This window comes from Trabulsiella guamensis ATCC 49490, assembly GCF_000734965.1.
Classification (GTDB): domain Bacteria; phylum Pseudomonadota; class Gammaproteobacteria; order Enterobacterales; family Enterobacteriaceae; genus Trabulsiella; species Trabulsiella guamensis.
Window position 1 is genome coordinate 1 of record NZ_JMTB01000164.1, and the last position, 1,174, is coordinate 1,174.

Consider the following 1,174-nt stretch of genomic DNA (forward strand, 5'->3'; position numbering starts at 1 on the left):
CGGTATTTGAGGTTGATGCCGTACATCGCCGGTTCGGTGACGCCGAGAAAAGCGGAAATGGCGGCCGGGACGGAGATTTCACGTTCGTTGTGTTTGCGGCTGACGATAATGATGCCCACCACCGCCGAGGCCTGCGCGATGTTAGAGAGCGCAATCAGCGGCCACACCGGCGTACCGCCCATGCTCTGAATCATCTGCATATCAATTGCCAGCGTGGTCTGATGCACGCCGGTGATCACCAGCGGGGCATACAGGAAACCAAACAGCGCGGCGCCAATCGGGGCGAAGCTGCCGGTCATCAGATGGCGCACCGCGAAAGCCACGCCGTCACCAATCAGACGTCCGAACGGACCGATCAGCGCATGCGCGAGGAACACGGCGAGGATCAGTGAGCAAACCGGCACGACAACCAGATAGAGGTAGTCAGGAACAATTCGCTTCATGCGAGTTTCAATAAACCCGAGCGCCAGACCCGCCAGCAGGGCCGGAATGACCTGTGCCTGATAGCCCACTTTAGCGATGGTGAACAGGCCAAAATTCCACACTTCCGGCGTCTGTTGACCCAGCAGGTAAGCGTTCATCAGTTGCGGCGATACCAGCGTGACGCCCAGCACGATGCCGAGGATCGGCGTGCCGCCCATTTTTCTTACTGCAGACCAGCAGATGCCGACCGGCAGGTAGAAGAAGATCGCCTCGCCGATCAGCCACAGGAAGTCATAGATCGTTTTCAGCGCCGGGGACATTTGCGCCAGAGTCTGACCGTTACTCATCGGCACATCGCCGATCACGTTGCGGAAACCGAGGATCAGACCGCCGCTGATGAGGGCAGGCAGCAGCGGGAAGAAGATCTCGGCGAAATGGGAAATCAGCTGTTCGTGCCATTTCATGTTCTGGCGCGCCGCTTTTTTCGCCTGCTCTTTATCGGCAGCCGCCTGGCCGGTGGTGGCCAGCAGAGCCTGATAGTAGTCGCCGACGTTAGTGCCGATGACCACCTGGAACTGCCCGGCGTTGGTAAAGCAGCCTTTGACCATCGGTAATGCTTCGATGGCTTTCGGGTTAGCTTTCGCGGGCGAGTTCAGGACGAAGCGCAGACGGGTAATACAGTGGCTGACAGTGGCGATATTCTCGCGCCCGCCAACCAGCTCGATCAGGTTATCGATGTCCTGCTGATTTA

The 1,174-nt window shown here is 58.5% G+C and carries 1 protein-coding gene; it reads right to left on the reverse strand.

Going from position 1 to position 1,174, the window contains the following annotated elements; translation table 11 throughout:
• Positions 1-1,174: PTS trehalose transporter subunit IIBC (gene treB / locus GTGU_RS23310; RefSeq protein WP_072012057.1), on the reverse strand; the 1,174-nt coding region annotated here is incomplete at both ends.